Consider the following 5,866-nt stretch of genomic DNA (forward strand, 5'->3'; position numbering starts at 1 on the left):
TCGCCGGTGGAGTAGACGCCGTAGTGATCACCGAGGCAGTCGGCCACCCAGCGGAGCTTGCCGGTCCCGGCTTCGGCAGCGAAAGCCCCTTCCAGGTTGGTCGGCTTTACGGCCCCGTAGGACCAGGCGGTGCCGTAGACGCCCGTCGCGTCGGTGGCGAGACCGAAGATTCCCGTTCGCCCCGTGGAACGGGTGGCCCGGACGTTGTTGATCGCCGACGGTGTCTGCCAGGCGGTGTCCACTGCGCCGGTGGCCTTGTCGACCGCTCCGATGCCGCGCAGGGCGGTGTTGCCGCTGACCTGCGAGAAGCGTCCGCCGATGATGGTGTCCGCCCCCGCGGGGTCCATCACCATCGCGTCGACCTGCTGGTCAGTCGTCGGCGCCCAGGGCAGGAGCGTGCCGTTGGAGGCGTCGAAGGCGGCGAGGTTCTTCCGCGCGGTGCGGTTGCCCTGCGTGAACAGCCCACCGGCGTAGACGCTCGTGCCCGAGGTCGCCAGGGCGTAGACGCCCGATCCGCCGATCGACGGGATGAAGCCCGGCACCAGTTCGCCCGTCGTGGGGTCGAGGGCGGCGATGTTCCAGCGGTCTTTGCCGTTGACGGAGTTGAAGGAGCCGCCGATGTAGATGCGGCTGCCGTCCGGTGACGCGGCGACGGCCTTGATGACCCCGTTGACCTTCGGTGCGAACGGCAGCAGCGCCCCGGTCTGGATGTCGTAGGCGAGCACGTTCGACCGCGCGGTGAGGGCGGTGCCGGGCGCGGCTTTCGGTTCGCGGGCGTTGTCGAACTTGCCGACGGCGTAGACCGTGGAGCCGATGGTCGTCTGCGCCCAGACGTAGCCGTTGTCGATCTGGACCGTCGGAATCGGATCTGACGTGACGACGTTGTCGTCGCGTTGCAGCAGCGGTGGAGGTGAGGTCTCGGCCACCGCCGCTCCGCCACCGGATGAGACCAGGCCGGCGGCGACCAGGGCCCCGACGGCGGCGCCGATGGCCGCTTTCCGGGCGCGCTTCAGCGCAAAGATGTTCCCCATGTATTCGTTCCCCAGAGATAGATGCCGGCCCTTCAGGCCGACATGACATCGCCGCGCGTTCCCACCGAGCCGGCTTCCCCACGAGCCTGCGGCACGGTCGATCCGAGACGACGAACCTATGCCCGGACAGGTAGCCCGTGGCAGGTAAAACGATACGGACCGGCGGACGGGAGCGCCACGGATCCCGCACCTTCATACCGGATCGCGCACGGCCCCGGTGGTCGCGTCGAGCGTGAGGCGATCGGTGCTACTGCCCGGAGCCACCGGGAGGCCGCTGCCGCGTCGGGCGCAGCTGCCGGAGCTTCGCGATGAGCATCGTCGCGCGCGTGAGCTCGATGCCCAGGATGAGGAGGATGATCAGCGCCGCGATCCAGTACAGCTCCATCACGTTGCCGACCTCTCCCGACTCTGCGTAGTTGGTCGTGGTGGCCGGCGCCTCCGGCAGCACGGGGGCGGCCTCTGCGGTCCGATGCTCGTACTCCACGCCGAGCTGGTCGGCGATGGCCTCCAGGTTCGTCTCGTCGATCACGGAGAGCGCATCGGCCCCCTCGTACTGGATGTACTCGGCACCGCCCTCGGCGAGCCCGCCCGTCGTGATGCGCATCGGCCCGCCCTCCGCAGTGCCGTAGCCGAACACGGCCCCTGCGTCGGTGTACTTCTCGCTCGAGCTGAACGACTCGGGCTCGCTGTCGACCGTCTGCTCGCCGTCGCCGAAGTAGAACACCATCCGCGAGCGGTCGGGCGATGATTCCGCCGCCGACGCGAGGGTCTCGGTCAGCAGGGGTGCCGCGATGCCGATCGAGCTCCCGCGCGACTGACTCGTCACTTCGGGCCGCAGCACTTCCAGCGATCCCATGAGTGCCGTGGTGTCGGTGGTCAGCGGCATCCTCAGCTCGGCCGCCGCATCCGAGGTGATGAGCGCGAAGCGTGCTCCTGGGTACTCCTCGACGAGCGTGCGCACGTCTTCACGGATGCCGTCGAGCCGCGGTTCGCCCTCGTCCCAGTCCTCGGCCACGATGCTCGCGGTCGTGTCGACGACGAGCACGATGTCGGTGTCGGTCGCGAGCGTCTGGGTCGCGCCTCCCGGGATACCGGGGCGCAGCAGCAGCGCGGCGCAGGCGAGCACCAGCACCAGGCGCATCGCCCACAGCGCGCGGTGTCCGGCGACCGTGCGCGTGTCGGCAGGCGCCCCTCCGGCGGTCCGGGGCGGTCGCACCAGGACCCAGATCGCGAGTGCGGCGACCGGGGCGCACAGCAGCAGGATCAGCAGCGGGTTCAGCACGGGCTGGAAGATCACAGTCGCACCCTCCACAGCACCACGACGAAGCCGAGGAGACAGACCGAGAGCACCGCGATCCAGAGATTCGGGGCGTCCGTCCAGACCACCTGCGCCTCGCCGCGCAGCTCGGTCGCCTCCTGCTCCTGCACCTGCTCGACGATGTCGGAGACAGTCGTCGTGTCGCGCAGGCCGAATGCGGCCCCGCCGGTGGACTCGGCCGCGGCGGAGAGCTCCGCGCTGACGTCGGCATCCTTGCCCTGCACGGGATTCAGCGCGAACACCCGCACCTCCTTCGAGGCCGCATACGCCGCCGCCTCGTCGAGCGTGACGATGGAGGCGCCGTTGACCTCGTTGTCGGTCGCGAAGATCACCGACCGCGAACGATCGTCACCCGGACGGTCGAACCCCATCGTGCAGGCGGCGAGGCCGTCTCCGATCAGGGAGGCGCCGTCGCCGTTGAGGGTGCCGACCCAGTGTTCGGGGATCTGGTCGACGTAGTCGAAGCTCCGGGTCATGCTCTCCAGGTGCTCGCGGATGAAGTCGTAGTCGTCGGTCAGCGGGAAGATCTGCACCGGGGAGCTGTTGAAGATCGTCAGCCCGATCCGCTCGCCCTCGAAGTCGTCGAGCAGCTCTTCGAAGACCGTCAGCACCTCGACGTCGACCTCGGACATCGAGCCGGAGACGTCGAGGCACAGCATGATGTCGCGGCTCGTGTTGACCGGCTGGATGGTCTGGGCCGACATCGGCCGAGCGGCCACGACGCCCGCCACGATAGCCGTCACCGCGCCCAGAGCCAGGATGCCCGACAGCGCGAGAGCCCGCCGCGCCAGCGCTCGACGGAACGTCGGCAGTGCGCGCAGGCGCTCGGCGCGAGCGACGCGCGCCGTGTCGCCGCCGCGACCACCTCCGCTCCGCCGCAGCCCGAGGATCAGGCCGACCGTGACGGCGACCAGGACGACGGCGACCGCGGCGACCAGCATCCACACGTTCGCTAGTGCCACGCCCGCACCACCGTTCGTGCGGCCTCGGCGCCCGCGATCGGATCGATGGCCGGCCCCGGACGGAAGATGCTGGGGTAGTAGTGCCTGCCCATGGCGTCGATCAGGGCAGGATGCACGCCCCGCGCCACGAGGTCGTCGAGCGCGAGTACCGGGGCCTCGAGGCCGCTGTACTCGTTCACGAAGGTGCGGACGACGCGGCTCAGTTCGAGGTTCGCCTGCCGGGCACTGAGTCGGCTCTCGCGGTACTCGTTCTCGATCTGCTGGATGCGACCCATGTACTCGGTGCGCAGCTGCGACAGCACGTCGATGATCAGCGGCGGATGCCCGGCGGCCTCATCCACGGGGAGCGTGCGCCGCGGCCGCGTGAGCACGATGAGCAGCCAGGCGCCGAGCACCAGGAGAACGAGGATGCCGATCGCGAGCAGCATCCATCCCCAGCCGTACTGCGCCGGCGGGTAGAGCTCTTCAGAGCCGGGCATTCGACCTCCGGTTCAGCAGCTGCAGCAGCTGCGCGACGGCGTCGTCCTGCCCGTCGAGGGAGGAGTGGCTGATCTCGAGGCGGGTGAGGAGCTCATCCCGGCGCGCCGCGTCGGCATCGTGCTGCGCGGTCAGCTCCTGCACGATGGCACGGTCGCCCTGCACGAAGTCCGGCACCTGCCAGCGGCTGTCCGCATCGCTGCGGATGCGTCCGGTGGCGTGATCCAGCACGGGGTCGGCGTCACGCAGGGTGAGCCAGAGCACGTCGTGCTGCACGCGCAGGCGGCGCAGCATCCGCTCGGTCTCGCTCGTCACCGGGGCCTCGTCGGTGATGACGACCACGATCATTCGGCGGGAGATCGTGCGGGTCACGAATGAGAGCAGGGCGTCGCGGTCGCTGGGCGCCGAGCTGTCGTCGATCGCCCGGTCGATCGTGCGCAGGGCGTGTTCGAGCGCGCCCTCGCTGCGGCCGGGCGCGAGACGCCGCACCTTCGCCGCATCGCCGTAGACGGTGCTGAAGTCGTCGCCGTGGCGCAGCGTGAGCACGCCGAGCGCCCCCGTCGCGAGGATCGCCAGCTCCTTCTTCGATCGCTCGTCGGCGGCGAGGGCCGACATCGAGCGGCCCGTGTCGACCACGAACAGCACCGTGTGCATGCGGGTCGCGCGGGAGCGTTTGACGAGCGGGGTGCCCAGCCGCGCGGTCGCCCGCCAGTCGATGTCGCGCACCTGATCGCCGTACTCGTACTTGCGCAGGTCTTCGAAGTCGAGGCTGCGCCCGTGCAGGAGCGACGCGTAGGCGCCGTCGAGCGCGTGCAGCGACTTGCGCGTCGAGTGGATGAAGAGCTTGCTCTTCACCTGCGTGATCAGGCTGGGCATCGGAGGGGTCAGGGGGTGGGGACCGACGCGAAGATCTGGTCGATGATCTCCTCGCTGCGGACACCCTCGGCATCCGCCTCGAAGGTCAGCAGCACGCGGTGGCGGAGCACCAGGTGGCGCAGTTCGCGGATGTCTTCGGGCAGCACGTGGGAGCGGCCCTTCAGCAGGGCCAGCGCCCTGGACGCCTGCAGGAAGGCGATGCTCGCACGCGGGCTCGCACCGTACTTGATGAAGCGGGCGCGCTCCTCGCCGATGTACGGCGCCGGGTTCCGGGTCACGTAGGCGATCGACACGATGTAGTTGCGGATCGCGGGGTCGACGTAGATGCGGCTCGCGACGTCCTGCAGCAGGCGCACGTCGTCGAGACTCACGGCGCTGGTCACATGCCGATCCGGGTCGAGCACGCCGGAGTCGATGCGGCTGAGCACCTCGAGCTCCTCGGCCGGGCTCGGGTATTCGACGATCTCCTTGAGCAGGAAGCGGTCCATCTGCGCCTCGGGCAGCTCGTACGTGCCCTCCTGCTCGATCGGGTTCTGCGTGGCGATCACGAGGAACGGCTTCGGCAGGTGGTGGATCTCGCCGCCGATGGTGGTCTGGTGCTCCTGCATCGCCTCGAGCATCGCGCTCTGCGTCTTGGCGCTGGAGCGGTTGATCTCATCCAGCAGCACGAAGTTCGCGTGCACCGGACCGAGCACGGTGCGGAACGAGCCCGTCGCGGCGTCGTAGATCTGGTTGCCCGTGATGTCGCTCGGCAGCAGGTCGGGGGTGCACTGGATGCGCTTGAACTGCGCCTTCACGGTGTCGGCGAGAGTGCTGGCCGCGGTGGTCTTGGCAAGGCCGGGGACGCTCTCGAGCAGGATGTGCCCGCCGGCGATGAGCGACACGAGCAGGCTCGTGCGCAGCCGCTCCTGACCGACCATCTTCGCCGAGTATGAGGTGGAGATGATGCGCAGGACCTCGGTCGCCCGTGCCATCTCGGCATCCGTCGGAGCGCCGTTCGCGGGTGCCGACGCGGGTGCCGACGTGGGTGCGGGGTCGGGAGTGCGCGCCGGGGCGGGCGGGGGCGGAGGCGCGGCCGGATACGGGGATGCGGCGTTCAGGTCATGCATGCTCTCTCCTCCTGAGGAGCGCGGCGCGTCCCCCCGCGGACCAGCGTAATCGCATCCGTCCGCGCCGTTCCCAGCCCGACCCACCCGCACCGC

At 69.7% G+C, this 5,866-nt stretch carries 5 protein-coding genes and 1 pseudogene; all 6 read right to left on the reverse strand.

Annotated elements, in window-relative coordinates:
* A pseudogene (locus ACNPM4_RS00705) lies at window positions 1-1,031 on the reverse strand (PKD domain-containing protein); the annotation flags it as partial.
* A gap of 247 nt (window positions 1,032-1,278) precedes the next feature.
* Window positions 1,279-2,328 carry a VWA domain-containing protein gene (locus ACNPM4_RS00710; RefSeq protein ID WP_448984361.1) on the reverse strand — a complete coding sequence of 350 codons (1,050 nt, stop codon included), beginning with the start codon at window positions 2,326-2,328 and terminating at the stop codon, window positions 1,279-1,281.
* Window positions 2,325-3,311: a vWA domain-containing protein gene (locus ACNPM4_RS00715; RefSeq protein WP_372467830.1), complete on the reverse strand. Its 987-nt coding sequence runs from the start codon at window positions 3,309-3,311 to the stop codon at window positions 2,325-2,327. The genes ACNPM4_RS00710 and ACNPM4_RS00715 overlap by 4 nt, the downstream gene beginning before the upstream one ends.
* On the reverse strand, window positions 3,302-3,790 hold the full coding sequence (locus ACNPM4_RS00720) for a hypothetical protein (protein ID WP_167633059.1): 489 nt from the start codon (window positions 3,788-3,790) through the stop codon (window positions 3,302-3,304). The genes ACNPM4_RS00715 and ACNPM4_RS00720 overlap by 10 nt, the downstream gene beginning before the upstream one ends.
* Window positions 3,777-4,664 carry a DUF58 domain-containing protein gene (locus ACNPM4_RS00725; RefSeq protein WP_372467831.1) on the reverse strand — a complete coding sequence of 296 codons (888 nt, stop codon included), beginning with the start codon at window positions 4,662-4,664 and terminating at the stop codon, window positions 3,777-3,779. The genes ACNPM4_RS00720 and ACNPM4_RS00725 overlap by 14 nt, the downstream gene beginning before the upstream one ends.
* 8 nt (window positions 4,665-4,672) lie before the next feature.
* The gene (locus tag ACNPM4_RS00730; RefSeq protein WP_448984362.1) at window positions 4,673-5,773 is read right to left on the reverse strand and encodes an AAA family ATPase; all 1,101 of its coding nucleotides are present in this window, start codon (window positions 5,771-5,773) and stop codon (window positions 4,673-4,675) included.
* Window positions 5,774-5,866 lie beyond the last annotated feature (93 nt).

Source organism: Microbacterium umsixpiens (genome assembly GCF_053543675.1).

Excerpts from the sequence above, each read along its gene's own strand:
- ACNPM4_RS00725 (WP_372467831.1), bottom strand. The coding sequence starts at position 4,664 with ATGCCCAGCCTGATCACGCAGGTGAAGAGCAAGCTCTTCATCCACTCG.
- ACNPM4_RS00720 (WP_167633059.1), bottom strand. The coding sequence starts at position 3,790 with ATGCCCGGCTCTGAAGAGCTCTACCCGCCGGCGCAGTACGGCTGGGGA.
- ACNPM4_RS00730 (WP_448984362.1), bottom strand. The coding sequence starts at position 5,773 with ATGCATGACCTGAACGCCGCATCCCCGTATCCGGCCGCGCCTCCGCCC.